Origin of the sequence: Litoribrevibacter albus (assembly GCF_030159995.1) — a bacterium.
In the GTDB taxonomy this organism is placed as follows: Bacteria; Pseudomonadota; Gammaproteobacteria; order Pseudomonadales; family Litoribrevibacteraceae; genus Litoribrevibacter; species Litoribrevibacter albus.
On record NZ_BSNM01000013.1, the window covers coordinates 99766 to 122225 of the forward strand.

At 49.1% G+C, this 22460-nt stretch carries 12 protein-coding genes and 2 pseudogenes; 12 read left to right on the forward strand and 2 right to left on the reverse strand.

Annotated features, from left to right (window positions below; all coding sequences use genetic code 11):
* Positions 1–7: 7 nt before the first annotated feature.
* From QQL66_RS10025 to QQL66_RS10050, 6 genes are all read left to right on the forward strand, one after another.
* Complete coding sequence (locus QQL66_RS10025; RefSeq protein WP_284381119.1) at positions 8–5059, forward strand: AAA domain-containing protein; 5052 nt, start codon at positions 8–10, stop codon at positions 5057–5059.
* Positions 5059–6459 (forward strand): helix-turn-helix domain-containing protein, encoded by a 1401-nt coding sequence (locus tag QQL66_RS10030; protein WP_284381120.1) that lies wholly within the window; start codon positions 5059–5061, stop codon positions 6457–6459. Before QQL66_RS10025 ends, QQL66_RS10030 begins: the two co-directional genes overlap by 1 nt.
* Before the next feature lie 16 nt (positions 6460–6475).
* Positions 6476–7528 (forward strand): PDDEXK family nuclease, encoded by a 1053-nt coding sequence (locus QQL66_RS10035; RefSeq protein WP_284381121.1) that lies wholly within the window; start codon positions 6476–6478, stop codon positions 7526–7528.
* Positions 7529–7534: 6 nt separating this feature from the next.
* Positions 7535–10969, forward strand: coding sequence for a TM0106 family RecB-like putative nuclease (locus tag QQL66_RS10040; RefSeq protein WP_284381123.1), 3435 nt, complete (start codon positions 7535–7537; stop codon positions 10967–10969).
* Positions 10962–13598: a TrlF family AAA-like ATPase gene (locus QQL66_RS10045; protein ID WP_284381124.1), complete on the forward strand. Its 2637-nt coding sequence runs from the start codon at positions 10962–10964 to the stop codon at positions 13596–13598. Before QQL66_RS10040 ends, QQL66_RS10045 begins: the two co-directional genes overlap by 8 nt.
* Before the next feature lie 111 nt (positions 13599–13709).
* On the forward strand, positions 13710–14996 hold the full coding sequence (locus QQL66_RS10050) for an IS1380 family transposase (RefSeq protein WP_284381182.1): 1287 nt from the start codon (positions 13710–13712) through the stop codon (positions 14994–14996).
* 313 nt (positions 14997–15309) lie between these two features.
* On the opposite strand, the gene QQL66_RS10055 is transcribed toward QQL66_RS10050, so the two are convergent.
* Both QQL66_RS10055 and QQL66_RS10060 read right to left on the reverse strand, forming a co-directional pair.
* Positions 15310–15627 carry a hypothetical protein gene (locus QQL66_RS10055; protein ID WP_284381126.1) on the reverse strand — a complete coding sequence of 106 codons (318 nt, stop codon included), beginning with the start codon at positions 15625–15627 and terminating at the stop codon, positions 15310–15312.
* Between the two features lie 89 nt (positions 15628–15716).
* Positions 15717–16481: a Tn3 family transposase gene (locus QQL66_RS10060; protein WP_284381129.1), complete on the reverse strand. Its 765-nt coding sequence runs from the start codon at positions 16479–16481 to the stop codon at positions 15717–15719.
* Positions 16482–16605: 124 nt separating this feature from the next.
* Here QQL66_RS10060 and istA (QQL66_RS10065) point away from each other — a divergent pair.
* The 6 genes and pseudogenes from istA (QQL66_RS10065) to istB all read left to right on the forward strand — a co-directional run.
* Positions 16606–17244, forward strand: a pseudogene (gene istA / locus QQL66_RS10065) (IS21-like element ISSpu5 family transposase); the annotation flags it as partial.
* Between the two features lie 165 nt (positions 17245–17409).
* A complete protein-coding gene (locus QQL66_RS10070; RefSeq protein WP_008170044.1) occupies positions 17410–18672 on the forward strand; it encodes a tyrosine-type recombinase/integrase in 1263 nt (420 codons plus the stop codon).
* The gene (locus QQL66_RS10075) at positions 18669–19658 is read left to right on the forward strand and encodes a tyrosine-type recombinase/integrase (protein WP_278350163.1); all 990 of its coding nucleotides are present in this window, start codon (positions 18669–18671) and stop codon (positions 19656–19658) included. The genes QQL66_RS10070 and QQL66_RS10075 overlap by 4 nt, the downstream gene beginning before the upstream one ends.
* Positions 19655–20671 carry a tyrosine-type recombinase/integrase gene (locus QQL66_RS10080; RefSeq protein WP_058092803.1) on the forward strand — a complete coding sequence of 339 codons (1017 nt, stop codon included), beginning with the start codon at positions 19655–19657 and terminating at the stop codon, positions 20669–20671. Before QQL66_RS10075 ends, QQL66_RS10080 begins: the two co-directional genes overlap by 4 nt.
* An 87-nt stretch (positions 20672–20758) precedes the next feature.
* Positions 20759–21667 (forward strand): annotated as a pseudogene (gene istA, locus QQL66_RS10085) (IS21-like element ISSpu5 family transposase); the annotation flags it as partial.
* 11 nt (positions 21668–21678) lie between these two features.
* Positions 21679–22434 (forward strand): IS21-like element ISSpu5 family helper ATPase IstB, encoded by a 756-nt coding sequence (gene istB / locus QQL66_RS10090; protein ID WP_011788481.1) that lies wholly within the window; start codon positions 21679–21681, stop codon positions 22432–22434.
* The last annotated feature ends 26 nt before the right edge of the window (positions 22435–22460 follow it).

The window sequence follows — 22460 nt, forward strand, 5'->3', positions numbered from 1 at the left end:
TTCATCGATGTCGAATGATAAGAAGAAAATGGACGTTAAATATTGGGAAGGTGGATTAACGCTTCACGAAGTTAGAGCCATAGAAAAAATCGCTCAAACTTTTTCAGGCGCTAACCAGAAGCAGGAGTCCAAACCGGCAAAACTCGGCTCTTTGAGCGACCTAAAGGTCTTAAAGCCCGGAGGGAATGCTATGTTCCCCTGGAAAGGGTATGCAGGCTTTCGACTTGCTGGCTCTGGCCGTGAAGGAGAATTCGATCTTGTCATCGTGACCCACTATAACGTCATCATCGTTGAACTAAAGCATTGGAATGGCGAGCTTACTGCGTCTGGTGATAATTGGTATCAAAATGGAGAGTTCAGAGAGCGATCAGCGGTCAGCAAAACACAAGACAAGGCTCATCTGCTCACCTCTAAGCTTGCCAAGTGTGGGAGAGATTTTCCTAGCTTCCAGGGGCACAAGTTTGACCGTCCCAAGGTAGACTTTCTAGTTGTGTTAACCGGCACTGCTAATGCTTCTAAACTGCCGCCTAGAGAACAGGAGCACGTCCTAACGCTTAATGAGTTTCTAAAACTTTCGGACGAAGGTGCATACAACAAACGCTTTCGACCACATCCGCAAGCCAATAAAAGCTTAAACCAGGACATCCCGGTTTTTGATCAAATCTTCTCAGAAGGTGAGACCAAGCCCAAGAGCCTAATCGTCGATGGTTACGAAGCCATTGAGAAGATATTCCCGCCAGAGAACATCGAGTCGATATACACGGAGTTCCTATCTAAAAACAAGAACAACAAGGATGACTTTGCATTGCTGAGAAGATGGAACTTCTCTGATTTAGATGATGTTGGTAGTAAAACGCGAGACGAACGCTATAAAATCGTCAGTCACGAGAAAGAAGTCTTATCATTCATACGTTCAAACGACGGGGATTTATATAACGCCTGTTTGCGCTCTCTGACCAATATTGATCCAAACAATATTACCGAGGAGTTTTACGAGCTTTTTGAGCTTCCCCATAACTATTCTCGCCTAAATGAATTTATTTCTTCTTTTGTTATCAAGTACGCCGAAGAAGAGCGAGCGACACTCGTCAAAATCATCCTGAATAATTTTTCCTCTCTGCATGATATAAGAATTGCTCACCGAGATATTGGCGATCACAGCTTATGGCTTTCTCCTGGTATGAAAATGGCCATGTCCAGTTTCATGTCGGCCTACCATAAGCCAGCAGGAACTGTCGGTGAGAGACGCAAAGCAATTAGCACAGGGATTATACCCATCCCTGAGGAACAGAACTCGGAACATAATGGCACCGAGTATGACCGTGACATATATTCACTGGGCATTCTGACCTGGCTGATAATGCAGGGGAAACGCCTCAATCCCGCATCAATTAATGACGCTATAAAAAACATTACCGCTTCCAGTATCTGGTACGCACCTGTCATACAAAAAGCTATCAGTCCTGAGCCGCAGGATCGTTACCGGAATGCCCACGAATTTCTAGCCGCTTTTTCAGCATCACAGCCTGAAGCAGAAACCATTGAGCTATTTGATAGTTCCATGATCGAGCAATACAAAACCGAGGTTAAACTCTACAAAACCTATGTTGAAGATGAGGAAATATCCTCTACCGATGCAAAAGAGGTTTATCGCTCGGGTCAGTTACTTGTTAAAATCTGGAACAACGCCCTCGACAATGAAGATTCCAGTAATATCTTTTTCTGCAAAGCTTTTATCGAGAAAGCTGAAAAGATTCAGGGACTTGGAGCTGGGTTTATCCCTAGCATTCGGGACAAGGGTATTACCCACAAATCTGAACTCTTTCTGATCCAGGACTATATAGATGCGCCATCATGGGACACATGGGCGACTTACAATGTTTCTGAAGAACAGAAGCTCAAAGCCATCAACGCCTTAATTAGCCATGTTAGCTTCCTGCATGAAAGTGAAGTCACTCATGGCGATATACATCCTGGGAATATACTTGTACTGGCCGAAGATGAAGAACTTAACGTCTATATCATCGACTTACCCGACTTTAAGCTTGGGACAACTGAAGTTAAGAACCATCGATATAGTCCTGAAACGATCCATAACGCAACAGCTATTGTGCGCGATAACTATGCGGTTATTCGTATGGCTTGTGAGCTCCTTGGACTCGACTGGAATAACCTCGAAGAAGAAAATAATCATCCGCAGTTAATTGAAATCATCAAAGCTGAAAAATCGGACAGTGCCGGGTTTATTTCTTTGGAAAGATTTAGCCAGTCACTCAAAGAACTTTACGAAACCTCATCTGAATCCATCGAGGAGCTGAACGTCCAGCTATTCCGTCAGGACTTTCACGAAGCGATCAGTCTTTTACCCGATAACGGTGAGCTGTTTCTGTTTTATGAACCCTCCACGAAAAACACAGACTCAGTGAAGGTGTTACTGTCTGGTGTAGACTCTTCCTGGACGATTTTCTTTAACCCGATAAATGAAGCTATCGAAGGTGGACTAGCGCCTCGAAAAACCGATGATATTCCACCCTGGATTCGGGATAAAAGCCAGTTAACGCTACCCATAAAAATCAACATCGAACCTTCTGATTACCAGACGGATACCTCAGCACTTCAGTCCTATCTATTGGCTCACGAAACATTTCTTATTGATTGTAAAGCAGCCATCAAGGAAAACACTCAAAGCAAAGAGGTCGATGAGAAGCTCAGTAAAGAGATTGATGAACAGCTCAAGAATCTACTTGCTGATGTTGAATATGATGAAGAATCCATTGTTTCAATAAAGAATGAAAAGATTGCCACAAAGAACATATGGAAGGCTATTTTAGAGACAGAGACAGAAGCGCTTCCAAGCGTTGAAGTCGCCGACGAACCGAAGCCTGATATTCGAAAAAATGAGTTGGTTATTCCCTATGATTCAGATAACGAAGTGCTTGACCGCTTTTCTAAAGAGGATGATGTCATCGCCATCAAGAAGGTCGATGATAAGGAGTTTATCGTAGGGAAGGTCAACATTGACCAGTCCACCAGCTCAGAAATGCGAGTCCCGCTGAGTTCCGGTAAGAATTACCCTAAAACCGGCGACGTTTTATACCTTCGCACAAAACGAGACAGGGCATCCTACAGTCGCCGTAAAAAGGCGATGGAGAGAGTGCTCAATAAGAATGCGGTCATATCTGACCTAACAGACTATTTTGAGCCTTCTATAGATCAGCCTTTTACTGATTATAAAGTCATTCCCACTGAAGAACAGCTGGATCTCTATGACCAATATGATGACGAGGGCAATTTAACCGTTAGCTTGAACGAGGCACAACGTGATGCTTTCAAGATACTGTTCAGCAAAGGGCCACTGTCACTTTTACAAGGACCACCAGGTACCGGTAAAACCGAGTTTATCTCGGCTTTCGTACATTACTTGCTGACTGAGGGCAATGCGCAGCATATATTGCTTGTCAGTCAGTCACATGAAGCCGTCAATACGGCAGTTGAGCGTATCCGTAAACACTGTACCCGACTAGAATCGCCAATCGATATTGTTCGGTTTAGTAACTCAGAAGCATCGGTTTCCCAAGGCCTTAAAGATGTCTATTCCCGCAATTTGATCGAATCAAGAAGACAGTCCTTTATCGCTGAACTCAGGGAGCGGATTCAGTTTATTCAGCCATCACTGAAGTTGGAACCTGAGTATATTGATGCCATTCTCAACGCGGAACTTGGTATCAAGAAGAAAATCAAAAACGCACTTCGCTTGCAGACGGATATTAGTGATTCTTCGGATGAGCAACTGTCATCCAGTTTATCGTCTAGCCTAGAATCGCTTTGTTATCAAATCATATCTGAACTCAATGAATCATATTCAATTGAGATCAGTCAGTTGGAGCTAGGCAGTATCGGTGAAAAAATCGATAAACACCTTAATGCGCTTTATGGCATCGGCCCCCATGAGCATAGACGCATAAGCGCCCTGTTAGATTTGGTTAATGATTACAGAGACAGGCTATCATCCAATCCTGGAAGCTATGAGGAGTTTCTGGCCAGATCCAGAACTTTGGTATGCGGGACTTGCGTAGGTATGGGACTCGGGCATCTGGGCTTAAATCAGATTCAATATGACTGGGTGATTATCGACGAAGCGGCACGTTCTATATCATCAGAGCTTGCTATTGCAATGCAATCTGCCAATCGTATTTTGCTGGTTGGGGATCACAAGCAACTGCCACCTCTATTCCAGGAAGAGCATAAAAACGCCATATTGAGGAAACTGGGTGTTCCAAGAGTTGAGCCATTTCAAAAGGAAGTCTTCAAGAGCGATTTTGAAAAGGCATTTCTGTCTCCATACGGCAAAGCCGTCGGAAGGAGCCTTTTAACTCAATACCGTATGGCTGAACCGATCAGTCGACTGGTTTCAGATACTTTCTATGAACAACCTTTGATCACCGGAGATCGAGAAATCCCTGATTTTTATAATGATGGCATCGATGTTTTGAAAGCAACTGTGACCTGGCTGGACACGTCAGAATGTAAGTTCGGCTTCGACAGTGAAGATGGTACGAGCCTCGTTAATCTTGAAGAAGTAAATCAGATTCTCGCCGTTTTAAAAGAGATTGAAGCCAATGGCGACTATGTTGAACAGCTTACCTCTCTAGTTTCTTCAGGCGAACCTGCCATTGGCATTATCTGTATGTATGGTGCTCAAAAACGACTCTTACGAAGAAAGTTCAACGAATTAGCCTGGAGTCCAGAGTTCAGATCCCTGATCAAAATCGATACGGTTGATAGCTATCAAGGTAAGGAGAATCGGGTAATCATTGTGTCAATTACCCGCAATGGTAAAGATCGAAAGCCCAAGTTTTTGAAAGAACCTAACCGGATCAATGTTGCCATGTCTCGTGCTATGGATCGTTTATTGATTGTTGGCTCCATGCAAATGTGGAACCGAGAAAACGCTTCTTTGCCACTTGGCCAAGTGGCCTCGTATATCCAAAGTCACCAAAGCGAAGAGTATCGCATCGTGTCAGCGAAACAGACGGTGAAGAATGGAGGGAAACGATAATGAAAAATCACACTTTGATTCCTCTAATGACGATAGATATTGCGCTACCTGTTCAGGCCTTTAGGTTTGAATACACACTGGTAGGCAGGAGTGATTTACCCTTCATTCGCGAGTTTATCCTGCGCCTGCTGAAAGTGGGTAATATGTCGGCTACCCAATTGGCGAAATTTCTTGGACTCTCTGAAAAGGAAATCAGCATAGCCGTGTCACAATTAGTCAGCCTGAATGAAATCTCCGTGGACAACGAGGGTAATATTCAACTGACCGCTGAGGCGCATAAATATTTTGATGGACTCTCTGATAATCGTCCGAAAATCACAAAATTATTTGAAGGAACCAGTACCTTCAAATTTGACCTATTGTCATTTGGTTTAATTCGATCCGATGACAAGATTAGTCCTCCTCTAAATGCCATACGCCTTTCTCCAGAAACAGAGAAGCTCAGCAATAGTATCAACTATGCTAAATCGGCATTCCTAAGAAACTATATTGATATTTTTGAGGAAGAGTCGATCAGCTTCGATGGTGTTAACGATATTCGTAAAGTAGAGCTGTATAAATTATCGGATGTCAGAAAGAATAAAGATTATGCTGCCCGATTTGCGCTTACTTTTTCACTCGACACTGAACGTAATTCAATCGAACGACATTCAGACAGCCGTTTTTTCGAGGCTGATGAAATCCAAAAGAATCTCAACGAGGTACTACTCAGCTCATTTAACTCCTCTAACATTCAGGATATTGTTTCTGCGTTAGATACGCTAGATGAAACACAATTGCTAGATTGTTTTACACCGGATGGCATTGACCTTACAGCACTGGCTATATTGGCAGTCAAACAAAGCGCCTCATCATCTGTCCGATCCTACTTTCTAGGATCGCCAACAAATAGCGCTAATTGGAATCAACTAACGACTCTCATCAAGAAACATCTGAAGGGCGGTAAATCCACTGCCACATGTACCTGGTTAGCGCCGTCAGATCGCTTTTGGTTAATGAGCAATCAATCCTTTATCCGAACTTCTGAATTAATCAACGCCACTAAAGGGCTTGAGGCACAACTTTATGTGCCTGTTGCAGGTAGTAAGGATAAGCATCAGGAGTTGTTATGGAAGAAATCACTCGGCTCTATGAAGGACAAGTCCATAAAGGTTTCTGAAGGCTTTATGGGTGGATCAGTAGAAGTAATTTTAGTGCCGGGAATTGTTTCCATGCTCTGCTTTTACCTACAAAAACCAGGTGAGTCAGTATCTATCCCTTTTGGGTTCGTCACGACAGATGAATCAGATATAGATTGTATCCATCAAAAATTTGAGTCGTATCTACGAAGCTATGATTCGCATATGGAAAAAAGAGATTACGGACCTTTGGTAAGACGGTTTAGCCAAGAAGACAATTGATAACGAGGTTTGTACTTTGCCAATTTATGAATTGAGTGATACCGGTATTAAACGCCTACAGAAAACAACCTTTGCTGACCGGGGTATCCGTGAGCGGCAGGATATTCAGCGACTGTTGAGAGACCAGATCGAGATCATCTCCGACCAGACAATGGTGATTGCGGAAGAGTTCGGCGATTGGGATGCAAGCCGGAGGCGGATTGATCTGCTTTGCATCGACAAAGAAGCCAACCTGGTTGTGATTGAGCTGAAGCGTACCGAAGATGGTGGGCATATGGAGCTTCAGGCTATTCGCTATAGTGCCATGATCTCAACTATGACCTTTGATCAGGTTGTTGAGGCCCACAAGTCCTTCCTGACCAGTATTGGATCGGAAGAAGATGCTCAGCAAAGAATCCTTGAGTTCCTCGACTGGGAAGAGCCAGATGAGGACTCTTTTGCACAAGATGTCCGGATTGTTCTGGCGTCAGCCGAGTTTTCTAAAGAGCTTACCAGTGCGGTGCTATGGCTTAACGACAAGGGAATTGATATTCGTTGCGTCAAGATGGAGCCATTCTACGACGGGCAACGAATCCTGTTGGACATTCAGCAGGTTATCCCTTTACCTGAGACCGAACAATTTCAGGTCCAGGTGAGACAGAAGAAGCAGAAAGAGCAGCAGTCCAGAACGTCATCTCGCGATTTCTCAAAATTCACGCTCTCGATTGGAGGCCGCGATCACCACGGTCTGAATAAGCGTAATCTTATGTACCAACTGGTGAGTGAAGTCATCCAGGGTGGAGCCAAGCCAGAAGAGGTCGCGGATATCGTTAGCTGGCGAAAAGGGAATCTCTTCGTTTGCTTTGATGGCTCACTCGATGAAGAGCAATTCGCAGAACAGCTAATGACGCTCGATACCGGGGGCAAGCTACCGAAGACCAGGCGTTATTTCTGCAAGCAGGAAGAACTATTTCATATTGACGGTAAGACCTATGCAATGACCAATCAGTGGGGGGTAAGAACGTTGGAAGCGGTGGATCTGCTTAGTGCAAAGTACCCTGAAAAGAATATCAGTATCGAGCGGGAGTAATAGCGAATGTATATCCAACACGGAACGTTAATGTATTCCCCATCCGATCTAACCCTCTTCATGGAGAGTCCATTTGCTTCATGGATGGAGCACTTAGCCATTGTTGCTCCCGATCAAATTCCAGAGCGAGATCCAGGCGATGGCATGATGGCCATGCTTCAGGAGAAAGGTGGAGAGCATGAAAAGGCCGTCCTGGATGAGTTCATGGCTCAAGGGCTCAATGTCGCAGACATCAGTTCTTCGCCTGATAAGGAAACCGCGACGGTTACGGCGATGGAGTCTGGCGCAGAGGTCATATTTCAAGCTTGCCTGAGTCGAGGAGGATTCAAAGGCTTCGCTGATTTTCTGGTTAAAGTTCCAGGGGAAAGCCGTCTTGGCGAATACCACTATGAGGTTTGGGATACCAAGTTATCGAAAACCCTCAAACCTTACTTCACAGTCCAGCTTTGCTGCTACGAAGATCTATTGGAAGGTATCCAAGGCAGGCGCTCACAGGACTTTGTGGTTGTACTCGGTGATGGGCAACGGGAACGTCTTCGCACAGACGACTATTTCTATTATTACCAGTCCATCCGAGACGCTTTTCTAAAGGCACATAGTGATTTTGATGTTTCCCAACGTCCTGACCCGGCTGACTCAAAATCCTGGGGAAATTGGGAAACTTATGCCAAGCAACTGCTGAAGGAATCGGATCATCCATCGCAGGTTGCAACGATCACTCGCTCTCAGATCAAAAAGCTTAGTGCAGTCGGTATCAAGACAATGGCAGAGCTCGCCAATACAGAATTAGAGCGGGTTCCAGGTATCAGCGTGGCCGTATTTCAAAAGCTGAAAGCCCAAGCAAAGATTCAGAAGGCCAGTGAAGGACGGGAAACCCCGTTGTTTGAAGTGCTGGTGCCTGAGCAAGGCAGGAAACAGGGGTTCGCGCTTTTGCCACCCCATTCGGATCTTGATGTTTTTTTTGACATCGAGGGCTTCCCATTAGTCGATGGTGGACTGGAGTATCTTTGGGGTAACACTTATTTTGACGAATCCGGTGAGCGGCAATTCAAAGACTTCTGGGCGCACACGCCAGAAGAGGAGAGGCGATCTTTTAAGGAATTCATAGAGTGGGTGTACGCACGGTGGCAGGCAGACCCTCAAATGCACATCTACCACTATGCGAACTATGAGATCGCTGCGTGCCGCAAGCTTATGAGCCGATACGGCATTTGTGAATACGAAGTCGATCAACTTTTGCGTAATGAGGTATTCGTTGACCTCTATAAAATCGTCAAAAGCGGCCTATTGATCGGAGAACCGAAATACTCCATCAAGAACGTCGAGCACTTATATAGAGGGAAGCGCCAGACCGAAGTGGGTACCGGAGGTGACTCCGTTGTTGTTTACGAAAACTGGCGGCAAAACCCTGATGGTCTCACCTGGCAGACATCGAAGATCCTCAACGACATCCGAGACTACAACATTGACGACTGCAATAGCACTCAGGAGCTGGTGGCATGGCTTCGAGAACGGCAGGCAGAGCATGGTATTCCTTACCTTGGTAGCACGGAGGTTGTCGAACCGGATGTGCCAGAGGAAATCACTGAGCGAACCAGGCTACGGGATAGTCTGTTAGAGAAAGCGGAGTCCACCAAGGACAGTGACTCCATCACTTCCTCAGTGACAGAGAATCTAGCCTGGTCATTGGAATTTCATCGGCGGGAATCTAAGCCGGTTTTTTGGAGGCTGTTTGATCGCCTTGGCCTCACTGAAATTGACTTGATTGATGACCTGGATTGTCTGGCAGCATGTGAAAGGTCAGAGACGGAGCCGTTTAAGCCTTCATCGAAAGCTCGAAACTTGGCTTACGAGTACAAGTTCAATCCGAACCAGGAATTCAAGCTGGCCAATACAACCTCTTTCTACGTCCTCGGAGAGGAAAATGACAAGGGAGAGCGCTTGAAGGTGACACTCTTACCTGAATTTACCAATCTGGGGGAAGGCATTATCACCGTTCAGGCCAAGGCTGAGCCACCATCCATTATTACCCTGGTTCCTGATGAATATGTAAGACCTGATCCAATCCCGCAGTCCATAGAGGCTGTAGTCAAAGAGTATGAGACAGGCTCGCTGAGCCAGTGTGCGATTGTGGATTTCATGAAGCGTGATTTTCCACGAATCAAAGGCCTTCAACCTGGTCAGCCGATCGCGTCGAGCCATGACCCGAAAGAACGGTTGAGCCAAATCGTTCAGGCCATTGCCAACCTTGATAATTCCTATCTGCCAATACAAGGTCCACCAGGTGCCGGTAAGACTTACACAGGCAAGCATGTTATTGCCGAGCTTCTACGGCAAGGCAAAAGGGTGGGTATCAGCTCGAACTCCCACAAGGCAATCAACAATTTATTGGTGGGAACAGCCAGATACTGCATAGACGAGGGTATTGAGGCTTTCTTCGGTTGTACGAAAGATACTGATGATGAAATTCAGGCGTTGGGCATTTCGGTACTTCAGAACAAGGACATTGCAAGCTATACCAGGCAGGCTTGCGTCATTGGCACCACGGCTTGGGGTTTCTCCAGGGATGATCTCCAGGGACAGTTCGATTACCTGTTCGTTGATGAAGCTGGACAAGTCTCAGTGGCCAACCTGATTGCTATGAGTCGTGCAACCAGCAACATTATCCTCATGGGTGATCAGATGCAGCTAGGGCAACCGTCGCAAGGAACCCATCCGGGGGAGAGCGGCCTGTCCACGCTGGACTATCTGCTTCACCACACCCCAACAATCTCTGAAGACCGAGGTGTGTTCCTGGAAACAACCTATCGGATGCACTCAGCGGTTAACCGGTTCATTAGCGAGGCCATCTACGAAGGAAAACTGCATTCTCATCCAGATAATGACAAGCAGGTAATCAAGGTTCCTATCGATTATACAGGTGCGATAAATAAGGAAGCCGGTGTCATTTTTATTCCGGTTGAACACGAAGGGAATACGCAAGCCAGTGATGAGGAAGTAGAAGCCATTAAGCACGCGGTCCAGGATATATTGGGTCGGGTATTTTGCGATAAGGGCGGTAAAACGCGCCCGATCGGATGGGATGACATGTTGTTCGTAGCGCCCTACAACTTTCAGGTTAATAAAATACGTGATGCATTAGGGCCAAATGCCAAAGTGGGCAGCGTGGATAAGTTTCAGGGGCAAGAAGCGCCGGTAGTATTTTTCAGTATGTGCGCCAGCGACGCCAATGATTCCCCACGCGGCATGGATTTTCTCTTTGACAAGAATCGCATTAACGTCGCCATCTCCAGGGCGCAATCTCTGGCCATTATTGTTGGCAACAGTAGATTGGCGGAAAGTACAGCTAATAGTACAGACCAACAGAACAAAATAAACACGTTTTGCCAACTTGTAAGTTATGGTGGCAATAATTACAAGAAGGAAAACACTTATGGCTGATTGGAACATTGAACCATTTCAAAATGGAAGTTCATGGATGAGAGCGGATTTCCATTTGCATACTAAGGCGGATAAAGAATTTAAATATACGGGCGAGGAAAACAGCTTCGTTAATGATTATGTCGATGCTTTAAAGAAAGCTGATATTCGAATAGGTGCTATTACCAATCATAATAAATTTGATGTCGGTGAATATAACGCACTTCGTAAGAAAGCCAAGAAAAACGGCATTTTATTGCTTCCAGGTGTTGAGTTATCTGTTAATGACGGTGCAAATGGCGTTCATACTCTCATTATATTTTCGCAAGAGTGGATTGAAGGCGGGAAAGATCTAATTAATCAATTCCTCGGGAATGCCTTTAAAGGAAAAACCCCTGCCGAATATGAGCAGGAAAATGGTAGGTCTTCGCTTGGTCTTCGGGCAACGTTAGAAGAATTGGATACTTATCATAAGGATTTCTTTATTGTTTTTGCTCACGTTGAGTCCGCCAGCGGTTTATGGAATGAGCTAGATGGTGGTCGCTTACAAGAACTTGCGAATGACCCTCTGATAAAGAAATATTGCCTTGGATTTCAGAAGGTGCGTACTCACGATAAGCCCGACACCAAATGCAGAATAAAGGTTAAAGGCTGGTGGGGAGAAAGCTATCCTGCTGAACTCGAAGGAAGTGATCCGAAGGCAATCAATGAGATTGGAAGAGGTCAATGTGCGTATTTGAAAATTGGAGAGCTTTCATATGAGTCTGTAAAATATTCATTGAGTGACTTTCAATTCAGAGTAAGAAAAGAGCCAAGTAAAGTATCGCATTCACACATAGAAGCAATTCGCTATGAGGGAGGCTTACTTGACAACTCAAGAGTACCTTTTTCACCCCATCTTAATTGTTTGATAGGTATTCGCGGAAGTGGTAAGTCATCATTGCTCGAATCAATCCGGTATGCTTTAGATATTCCCTTCGGCCAGGTTGCACAGGATAGATCTTATAAGGACGACCTGATACCTCACTTGTTGCAGAGTGGTGGCAAGATAGTCGTAGAAGCTCGCGATAAACACGGGACTCTATATGAAATAAAGCGAATCCATCGCCATGCTCCCGAGGTGTATGTTGATGGAATTCTCCAGCCAGGCTTAGCTATACGCCAAACAGTGGTATGGAAGCCACTTTATTTCGGACAAAAAGACCTAGCTGCTGCTGGCAAAGGATTTGGTCAGGATTTGGTTGAAAAACTGGTTGGCGATTCTTTGAAGCCAATCCGCCAGAAAATACAAGAACGAGTAGACCAACTAGAATCTGCAATTACAGCTCTCATGGCTCTAAACACTGATGTTGAGCAGAAAGATGCAGATGAAGATGATCTGAAAGACGTTCAATTCAGATTAGATCAGTTTAAAAAGTATGGAGTTCAAGAAAAGCTTGATAAGCAAGTGGAGTTTGGAAAGGATCTGGCCTACTTTGATCAAGTAATAAAAATTGGAAGTGAATGGGCTGACTCCATAAATAATGGAATAGTTGAGGCTGAGGAGTCCGTATCTCACATACCGGAATATACGTCTCAACACAATTCAGATCTATTAATCCGGTTTAATGCTACGTTCGACACATTGAAAAAAATAATAGAGGAGGCCAAATTGGTCCTTCTCAATATAACTTCAAAAACGGAAGCACTTGAATCTATTAAAACTGAGCTGGAATCTAAGAAAGACACTCTTAAAGAGGCGTTTGCTGAAACAGAAAGAGAGATTGTCAAAGCTCTGGCAGAAAAGGGCGTCACATCAATCCAACCGGATGAATATGTGACACTATCTAATAAGAAAACACAGCTTGAGGCGTCGATAAAGGATCTAAAGAGAAAAACTGATAAATACAAAGAAAAACAGAATGCAGTAATGATTGCCATTTCGTCACTGAATGAAGCATGGCATGAGGAATATGTGCTAATCACTAAGGCCCTTGAACAGATTAATACTGCCCAATCAGCATTAAAAGTTGAACCTCAATATAAAGGGGATGCTGAAAAATTTGCTAGTAAAATGGATGAAGTATTTAAGGGGCAGAATATTAGGAAGGAGTATTACAAGAATATTGCTGACAAATATGCTGACTTTGGCGAAATATACAAAGACCTTGAGGCGGCAGCAGAGCAAACGAAGAGCAAAGCAGACGTTTTTATTAGGCTGTTTAATGAGAGTCTTTTTGAGCTTCTTAGCTTTCAGGTTCCCAATAGCTACAAGGTTACGTATCACGGGAAAGATTTGAAGCAACATTCATTAGGGCAAAGGGCATCCGCAATGATGCTATTCATCCTGAGCCAAAAAGATTGCGACCTGCTCATGATTGATCAGCCAGAGGACGATCTCGATGGCCAAAGTATTTATGAGGAGGTTGTAAAACTTATTCGAGAGCTCAAGCCTAACCAGCAATTCATTTTTGCAACACATAACGCAAATTTCCCAGTTCTAGGTGATGCGGAGCTTGTTGTTAGTTGCCAGTATAATGAAGACAAAATAACGGTCGAAGGTGCAAGTATTGATGACAAGGAAAGCCAGAAGAAAATTGTTAATATCATGGAGGGAGGACGGGAAGCGTTTGAACGCAGGAAGATAATTTATCAGCAGTGGGAACATTAACCCGGAAATTTCACCAAATCTGATACGGCAAGGCCGTTAATCCCTTAAAATCAAGTCGCCAAACAATAATTCAAGAGCGACCTTGCCGTGACAAAACGTTACCACAATCCAATGCAGTTTTCCTCCGTAAAGCGCCGCCGTGTTGAGGCCAATTTTGAAGGTGGTGAAATCACCTCGGACGGAGGTGTTTTGCTGTTGCGTGAGACCGATCAGAAGCTGGGTCTGATTCAGGCAGTCAACCGCGTCATCCAGGACACGCGGGAGCGCGGGCGTTGTCAGCATTCACAAGTCGAGCTTTTGCGGCAGCGTATTTACGGTCTGGCCTTGGGCTATGAAGACCTCAATGATCACCAGGCCCTACGCCACGATGGTGCCATCCAAACGGCGGTGGGCGTTCTCAATCCGTTGGCCAGCCCGTCCACCTTGCATCGCCTGGAACAGCGTCACGACAAGCAGTCAGCGGTTGCCCTGCATGAGGTGCTGCTACAACAATTCATCGCCAGTTTTAGCAAAGCACCGCGCGAGCTGATTCTGGATTTTGATGCCACACACAATATCGTCCACGGTGAACAGGAAGGCCGCTATTTCAATGGCTTTTACGACGAATACTGCTTCCTTCCCCTCTATGTTTTTTGTGGTCAACATCTGCTGGTCAGCTATTTGCGTCCTGCCAGTCGCGGTGCGGCCCATCACGCTCCGGCGGTATTGAAATTGTTGGTCACCGCGTTACGCAAGGTCTGGCCGAAGGTGCGCATCATTCTTCGTGCCGACGGTGGTTTCTGTGTGCCACGCTTGTTGAACTGGTGTGATTCTGCGGGTATCGAATATGTGATTGGCATGGCCAGCAACAGTAAATTGACGGCAAAAGCCGGCATCTGGCGCCTGCTATCGCTCACCGGCTACAAGGCCAGTGGTAAACCGCAACAGCACTATGGTGAGTTCCCATACAAAGCGCGAACTTGGCGCCAGCAACGCCGCATGATCGTCAAGGCCGAGCACAACCCTCTGGGCAACAATACGCGCTATGTGGTGACCAGCCTCACCGACTCCCCGAAACGCATCTACGACGAAATCTATTGCGCGCGCGGCAACATGGAGAACTGCATCAAGGAACAGAAATCGCTGTTCTCTGAGCGTACCTCCTGCCACCATTGGTGGCCCAACCAGCTCCGGCTGCTGTTGTCCGGATTTGCCTATGTGCTGATGCATGGCTTGCGCAGGCTTGCACTGCAAAATACCGTGCTGGAAAAATGCCAGATGGACACGCTGCGGTTGAAGCTATTGAAAATCGGTGGTGTGGTAATTCGCAACACGCGACGCATCCGCATTCTGTTGTCGAGCAATTTTACTTATCAAGCCGTATTTGAGAAAGCGGTGCTTTCACTACGCTCAGGTTGACGTTCAAGAGTGCTGCCCCGGCACGCTGACAAACAATGGGGTTGGGGGTAGTGCGCCTGAAGCAGCGTGAATGGTGGCAATAATGGAGTCAACATGATTGCTATTGCCATTGCACGGGTGCTTTCAGCGCACTTCCGGTTTCAGAGATTCAATTTCTAATGGTTGGTGAAATTTCCGGGTTAATGTATGTATGGCCAGCATGACATTTGAAAACGAGGGTCGGCAACGGTTCATTCATTAAACAGCCAGATGCTTGAAATGCCTTGCTCGGTCTACAATCACGGCCTAGCCATAGCTAAATAGACAGCCCAGTTTAATCCGGTCTCTCAATTTTAATCCACTCTGCTGAGACCTCGGTATTGCTGGTATTGCAGTTGTATCCCTTGGGAAAAGAGGAGTTAACCTGGTACTTATTCTCAATCGCCTCCAGAAGGGTTTTGAGCATATACTTTGAACCTATCGGCGTTCCAGGTGTTCCTGCAAGACGGGATATACCGGAAGAATTGGTGTATATCACTTCCCCGGAATCGCTAACCTTCAGTCCTTTAATATATTCTGCCTGACACTCGACAGATGCAGTTGCTATGTTGGAAGTCATTGCCAGGGTTGTTATCAATAGAATATTTTTCATGATGCTTCCTTGGACCCGCGGGGGCATTTGAACGAGAACCTACGGTTTTGAACCCAGTGACCACGTCGAAACCGTAGGTTTCCGTCGAATCATCCCTTCTCCTCATCTTCAATAAAGTATGTACCGTTGGGTAACACATGCTTATAGGGCAACAACGAGATATGAGATAAGGTCTCGTCGTCGATTTCCTCCCCTTGCTGCCGAAGCTGCTCCACAATGTCGCTTATCTTGATGGTGTTCCAGTACAGAATGGCATTGGACACAAAGCTGAGACTACTGGCCTTGTTCATGATTTCTTCATAGTCGCCTGTGGTGAATTCACCCTGATCCGCAAAGAATATCCAGCGCGGCAGTTTATGTCGGTATTCCCCTTTATTCAGTTGCCGTTGGACGGTTTGACGGAGTTCTTTGTCAGTCAGGTACCGCAGAATGTATTCGGTCTTGATAATCCGCCCCAAGTTCGTAAAGGCTTTGGTGAGGCGATCCGAAGGTGAACTATTGGTTAATCGTTGGACGATGACGTGTGCTGGCGCAGTTTTCTGCTTCAGTGAAATCGCCACTCGCATCATATATTCCCACTGTTCCTCAATGATGGCCAGATCGGCTGTTTTGGTGAGTAAATGGTTGAGGTCGCCGTAATCGACGGTTTTGTCAATACGGTAAAGCTGCTGATCTTTGAGATCCCGAATGCGCGGCATAAAGTAGAATCCGAGCAAATGACAGAGTGCGAAGACGATTTCGGTATAGCCATGTGTATCGGTGGTGTGCTCCCGGATTTTCAGAATCGTGTTGTTTTTGCGTATTCCAGACCAAGGTTGCCACTGATTCCAGACGAAGCCTGCCACCCATTCCACGCGAAAGCTGCCACTGATTCCACGGCAAAGCTGCCACCCTGGCAGGCTGCCTGATTCCCCCATCAAAACGTCCGGCGCGGGATAACTAACGGTACTCTGCTCCTTTTCATCCGGAGAGGGCCAGATGCCAGCGAAGAGGTTATCCATGCGTAAAATCAAAGAAGTCCTTCGCCTCAAGTGGGAGCGAGGGCTTAGCAACCGACAGGTTGCCGCAGCCTGCGGCATCAGTCGCCCCACTGTGAGCGAGTATCTGCGGCGTGCTGCTGAGGCGGAGCTTGGCTGGCCGCTGCCAGAGGATCTGAGTGAAGCCCAGCTGGAGCAACGGCTGTTCCCGCCACCACCGGATCTACCGGCACAGGTCCGAGGCATTCCAGACTGGCAGCGGATCCACGATGAGCTCCGGGGCAAGAACGTCACCCTGTTCCTGCTCTGGCAGGAGTACCGGGAAGCCAATCCGGATGGCTACCAGTACAGCTGGTTCTGCGAGCACTACCGGGCCTGGCAGGGCAAGCTGGATCTGGTGATGCGTCAGGACCACCGAGCCGGTGAAAAGCTGTTCGTGGACTATGCTGGGCACACGGTGCCCGTCATTGATCGCACCACCGGTGAGATCCATGAGGCGCAAGTCTTTGTGGCGGTGATGGGTGCGTCCAATTACACCTACGCCGAGGCCACCTGGAGCCAGACACTGCCGGACTGGATCGGCTCTCACATCCGGACTTTCGAGTTCTTGGGCGGCGTGCCGGAACTGGTGGTCCCCGATTATGTGTCCCGGCACATAATCCGGATTATGTTCCCAATCCCATTATGTTCCGTTCACCCTGGAAGCCCTTGAATCCATAGGGAGGATCCCGTGTAAAAGGACACATAACGACAGATGCCGTTTGGGCGCATGATTTCCTTTCCTACATCCAGAAAGGAGATTGTCATGTTAGAACATTACTTCGTTAAGCCCGATACCATCGATGCGATCCGCGCTTCCTGGATCGCGGAACCGATTGAGCAGTACGTTGCGTGGTTAGCCGGGCACGGATACAGGCCCAGGGTAATCTTGCGGCGAGTCCCACTCCTGAGGCAGTTTGGCGAGTTTGCTCGCGATCATGGTGCCACGCAGTGGAGCGAGCTTCCGACTCATGTCGAGCCTTATGTAAAGCACTGGGTAAAGGTTCACGCCAAGAACGCATACCAGGCAAAGCGATGGGTGGCTAATGATGCTCGTACACCGATCGAGCAATTGCTGTCCCTGATGTTGCCCGATTTCCGCGGAACAGGTCGGAGACGGACCAGCCAAGATCCCTTCCTGGTTCAGGCACCGGGGTTCTTTGTTTATCTGCGTGAAGAACGGGGCCTGCGCGAGCTGTCTCTCCGGCACTATGGCCATTATCTGCATAACCTGGAAGCCTACCTGGCGCGAATCAACCTGCTGCATTTGTCCGAGCTCACTCCAGCCATACTCAGTGCGTTTGTGGTGGAGAGCGGTCGCCGATTGAGCCCGCATTCTATGACGGGGCTGTGCAGCTCCTTGCGAGTCTTCCTGCGCTACCTGTACCGCGAGCAGCTGATCAATCGCGATCTCGGCGCTACCGTAGAGTCCCCGCGTCGGTATCAGCTGGCCGATCTCCCGCGTTCGATCTCCTGGGACGACGTCCGGCGCATGCTAGATGTTGTTGATCGGCGCAGTGCTCTGGGCAAGCGCGACTATGCCATTCTACTTTTGCTCGTCACGTATGGACTGCGCGGCCATGAGGTGGCCGGATTGACACTGGAGCATATTGACTGGAAGAGAGAACGCCTGTTGGTGCCGCAGCGCAAGGCGGGACACACCACTGCGTACCCTCTCTCTTCAGTAGTAGGCGAAGCTATTCTCGACTACTTAAAAAATGCACGCCCACACGTCGAGGAGCGAAGGCTGTTTTTCCGGGTTCTGGCGCCCGTCCGACCTGTGACGGCGGTTACTGTGTCCAGCCGCGCGACGCACTACCTGCGCAAAGCGGGTATTAATGTCCGTCGCCCAGGTTCGCACACCTTGCGCCACACTTGCGTACAGCGATTGGTCGATGCCGAGTTCAACTTCAAGGTCATCGGCGATTACGTTGGTCATGCGTCGCCAAGTTCCACCCGCATCTATACCAAGGTGGACGTGGAAACCCTGCGCATGGTGGCGCTGGGCCACGAGGAGGTGCTGCCATGACCGCCTCCTTCCACAGCGTACTAGGCAAGGATTTTTCGGCTTACTTGAGTTACAAGCGCGCGCTGGGCCGAAAATTTGATACTGAAGAGCTCGCCTTGCAATTATTCGATCGCTTTTTGGTCGAGGAACGGGTGAGTGATGCGGCGTTAGTGCAACCGGCGTTGATTGAGGCCTTTCTCGCTTCGCGGCCACGCACTCGCCCACGCAGCTATAACCACCTCTTGGGGGTGCTCCGCTGCTTTTTTGCCTGGCAGGTGGCCCAGGAGCGGCTAGCGCATTCTCCGGTTCGTGCTCACCCTCAGCCGGTGACTTCCCAGCTTAAACCCTTCCTGTTCGAACCGGCTCAGGTGGAAGACATCCTGACGTTGGCGTCACAGCTTCCGGACAATTCCCGGGCACCCTGTCGTGGCATGGTCTACCGAACAATCTTCTCGCTGATGTACGGTTTGGGCCTGCGTGTCGGCGAGATTGTGCATCTTCGGTATCGCGACGTCGATTGCCAGCGCAGCCTTCTGGTGATCGACAAGAGCAAGTTTGGCAAGACGCGTTTGGTCCCCTTTGGCCCGCGCATGGCGCAACAGATCGCTGTCTATCTGCAGTTTGGCGTTGATCGGTATGGGTCATGGCAGCCGGATGATCCGGTATTTTCTTTCAGCTTTTTCCCAGAGCGCAAGCCAATGCGTATTGAGACGGTCAGTCAGACATTTCACCACTTGATACTGAAGATGGATCCGTACGTGCCACCTGGCGTACGCCAACCTCATCTGCACTGCCTGCGCCATTCCTTCGCGGTCGCAACTCTGCTCCGCTGGTATCGCACCGGCGTGGATCCCAATCAACGGCTCTTTCATCTATCAACCTTCATGGGCCATGCCGACCCGGCATCGACTGCCTGGTATCTGACCATCACCGAAGCACTGCTCCGGGAGGCGAGCCAACGGTTCGAGCGATTCGCCGATCCCCGCAGAGAGGAGGAGCTATCATGACGGATCAATTGGGGCGTCTCGTCTTTGCCTTCGTAGAAGATCACCTTAAATGCCAACGGGGGCTGCGCCCGGCCAGTATCCGAAGTTATAAGGAGAGCCTGCGCCTGTTCTTGCAATTCGCTGCAAAGGATAAGCATTGCCGGATCACCCGCTTGGAACTGGCTGATCTCACTGGCGAGCGAGTGCGCCATTTTTTGCAACACCTTGAACAGGAACGTGGTAATGGGGTTAGAACCCGAAACCAGCGCCTGGCGGCGCTGCATACCTTCTTCGAGTATCTTGCCGGCCGTGAGCCCTGCGTGCTCGGGGAAGCACAGCAAATTGCTTCCATTCCCGTCAAACGCTGGCAACCGGGCGAGACTCTGTATCTCGAACGCGACGAGATTAATGCTCTGTTCGCTGCCTTGCCCACCGACCACCCTCAGGCTCTGCGCGACCAAGCCTTGCTTCGCTTCCTTTATAACACCGGAGCACGCGTACAGGAGGTAGCGGATCTGCGCGCAACGCACCTGGAACTCGGTTCTGAGCCCCGAGTACGGCTGCATGGTAAAGGTGACAAATGGCGTACCTGTCCTTTGTGGACGCGAACAGCGGGTCTGATGCAGGACTTACTGGAGCAAAATCGGCAACGACGCCACTCCAATGACGCTGTCTTCCTAGCCCGCAACAGTGCGCCGCTGACCAGATTTGGTATCTACAAGATCGTGCGGCGTCATACCGTCAAGGTGGTGAAGAAAAGCGCAGATGGCACAGTGCGGCACATCTCACCCCATGTCTTACGCCACACGACGGCCGTGCATTTGCTTGAAGCAGGTGTCGAGGTCAACGTCATCCGCGCCTGGCTTGGACACGTCAGTTTGGAGACCACCAACCGATACGCCGAGATCACCCTCCGAATGAAAGTGGACGCGCTGCGCACCTGTGAGCCTATTTGGGATTCTCCGGCGGAGTCCCACCGAAAGCCAGTATGGCGATCCAATTCCGAGCTGCTGCAATGGCTGGAATCCCTGTGATCGTTATGTGCCCCAGTGCAAGGGGGCCTCCCTATGGTTTCAAGGTCTTCTAAAGTGAACGGAACATAATGGGATTGGGAACATAATCCGGATAACCTCCGTTCCGGCGTCAGCAAGGCCCATCGCTACGAGCCGGATCTCAATCCGACCTATCAGGATATGGCTAGCCATTATGGCGTGGCCGTTGTCCCCACACGGGTTCGCAAGCCCCGTGACAAGGCCAAGGTGGAAGGTGGCGTATTGATCGTTGAGCGCTGGATCCTGGCGGCCCTGCGCCACCGTCAGCACTTCTCCCTGGGGCAGCTCAACGCCACCATCCGTGAGCTGTTGGAGAAGCTCAATAGCCGCCCCTTCCGCAAGTTGCCCGGGTGCCGGCTTGATCACTTCAAACAGCTGGACCAGCCGGTTCTACAACCGCTACCCGCCGAGCCGTATGTCTACGCCGAGTGGAAAAAAGCCCGGGTACACATCGACTACCACGTGGCCATCGATGGGCATTACTACTCGGTGCCCTACACCCTGATCAAGAAAGAGGTGGAGGTCCGGATCACCCACAACACCATCGAATGCTTCCACCGAGGCAACCGGATCGCCAGCCACCGGCGTTCGGATCAGAAGGGGCGGCATAGCACCATCGCCGCTCACATGCCGGAGTCCCACCGCCAAGCCGGCGAGTGGAACCCAGAGCGACTGACCGCCTGGGCAGCCAAGACTGGACCGGCAACTGAAAAGCTTATCCGTACCGCGCTGGGGGCAAGAAAGCATCCGCAACAGGCCTATCGGTCCTGTCTGGGCATTCTCCGGTTGGGGCAGAGCTACGGCGGGTCGCGGCTGGAGGCCGCCTGCCAACGCGCCCTGATGCTGGGCAGCTGCCGATACAAGAGCATCGAATCCATCCTCAAGCACCGCCTGGATGAGCAGCCCCTGGAAGAGCAACAAGAACTGGCCTTACCTGACACACACGACAACATCCGCGGCCCTGCCTACTACCACTGAAGGAATCTGACATGTTGAAACATCCCACACTGGATAAGCTCCACGCCCTCAAACTGACCGGCATGGCCGCCGCCCTGGAGGATCAGTCGGCCACCCCCGACATCACCGATCTGAGCTTCGAGGAGCGCCTCGGGCTGCTGGTCGACCGGGAAATGACGGAACGGGACAACCGGCGCATGAGCAGCCGGCTACGCCGGGCCAAACTGCGACACGCCGCCATCCTCGAAGACATTGATTACCGGAACTCACGCGGCCTGGATAAAGGGCTTATCCAGGGCCTAGCCAGCTGCCAGTGGGTGAAGGAACACCTGAACGCGCTGATCACCGGTCCCACCGGGGTCGGGAAAACCTGGCTGGCCTGTGCTCTGGCACACAAAGCCTGCCGGGAGGGTTACACCGCCCAGTACGTCCGCCTGACCCGACTGCTACGGGAGCTGACCATTGCCAAAGGCGATGGCCAATACTCAAAACTCCTGACGGATCTGGCCAAGGTCGACGTGCTGATCCTGGATGACTGGGGGCTGATGAAACTGAGCGCCGAGAATCGGCGAGACTTGCTGGAGGTGCTGGAAGACCGGCATGGCAGGCGCTCCACCATTGCCACTAGCCAATTACCCATCGAGGAATGGCATGGCGTAATCGGTGACGCCACTCTGGCAGACGCCATTCTGGATCGGCTCGTACACAACGCCTACAAGATCAACCTGCGGGGCGAATCCATGCGAAAACAACAGGCAAAGTTGACGGCCACCGAGACTTCGGAGTAAGAAGAGAAACCCCGCGTCGCTACGCT

What these genes read in the sequence shown, in the direction of transcription:
- QQL66_RS10050 (WP_284381182.1), top strand. Translation starts at nt 13,710, where the DNA reads ATGCAGTTTTCCTCCGTAAAGCGCCGCCGTGTTGAGGCCAATTTTGAA.
- QQL66_RS10030 (WP_284381120.1), top strand. Translation starts at nt 5,059, where the DNA reads ATGAAAAATCACACTTTGATTCCTCTAATGACGATAGATATTGCGCTA.
- QQL66_RS10075 (WP_278350163.1), top strand. Translation starts at nt 18,669, where the DNA reads ATGACCGCCTCCTTCCACAGCGTACTAGGCAAGGATTTTTCGGCTTAC.
- QQL66_RS10025 (WP_284381119.1), top strand. Translation starts at nt 8, where the DNA reads ATGTCGAATGATAAGAAGAAAATGGACGTTAAATATTGGGAAGGTGGA.
- QQL66_RS10070 (WP_008170044.1), top strand. Translation starts at nt 17,410, where the DNA reads ATGTTAGAACATTACTTCGTTAAGCCCGATACCATCGATGCGATCCGC.
- QQL66_RS10055 (WP_284381126.1), bottom strand. Translation starts at nt 15,627, where the DNA reads ATGAAAAATATTCTATTGATAACAACCCTGGCAATGACTTCCAACATA.
- QQL66_RS10080 (WP_058092803.1), top strand. Translation starts at nt 19,655, where the DNA reads ATGACGGATCAATTGGGGCGTCTCGTCTTTGCCTTCGTAGAAGATCAC.
- istB (WP_011788481.1), top strand. Translation starts at nt 21,679, where the DNA reads ATGTTGAAACATCCCACACTGGATAAGCTCCACGCCCTCAAACTGACC.
- QQL66_RS10040 (WP_284381123.1), top strand. Translation starts at nt 7,535, where the DNA reads ATGTATATCCAACACGGAACGTTAATGTATTCCCCATCCGATCTAACC.
- QQL66_RS10045 (WP_284381124.1), top strand. Translation starts at nt 10,962, where the DNA reads ATGGCTGATTGGAACATTGAACCATTTCAAAATGGAAGTTCATGGATG.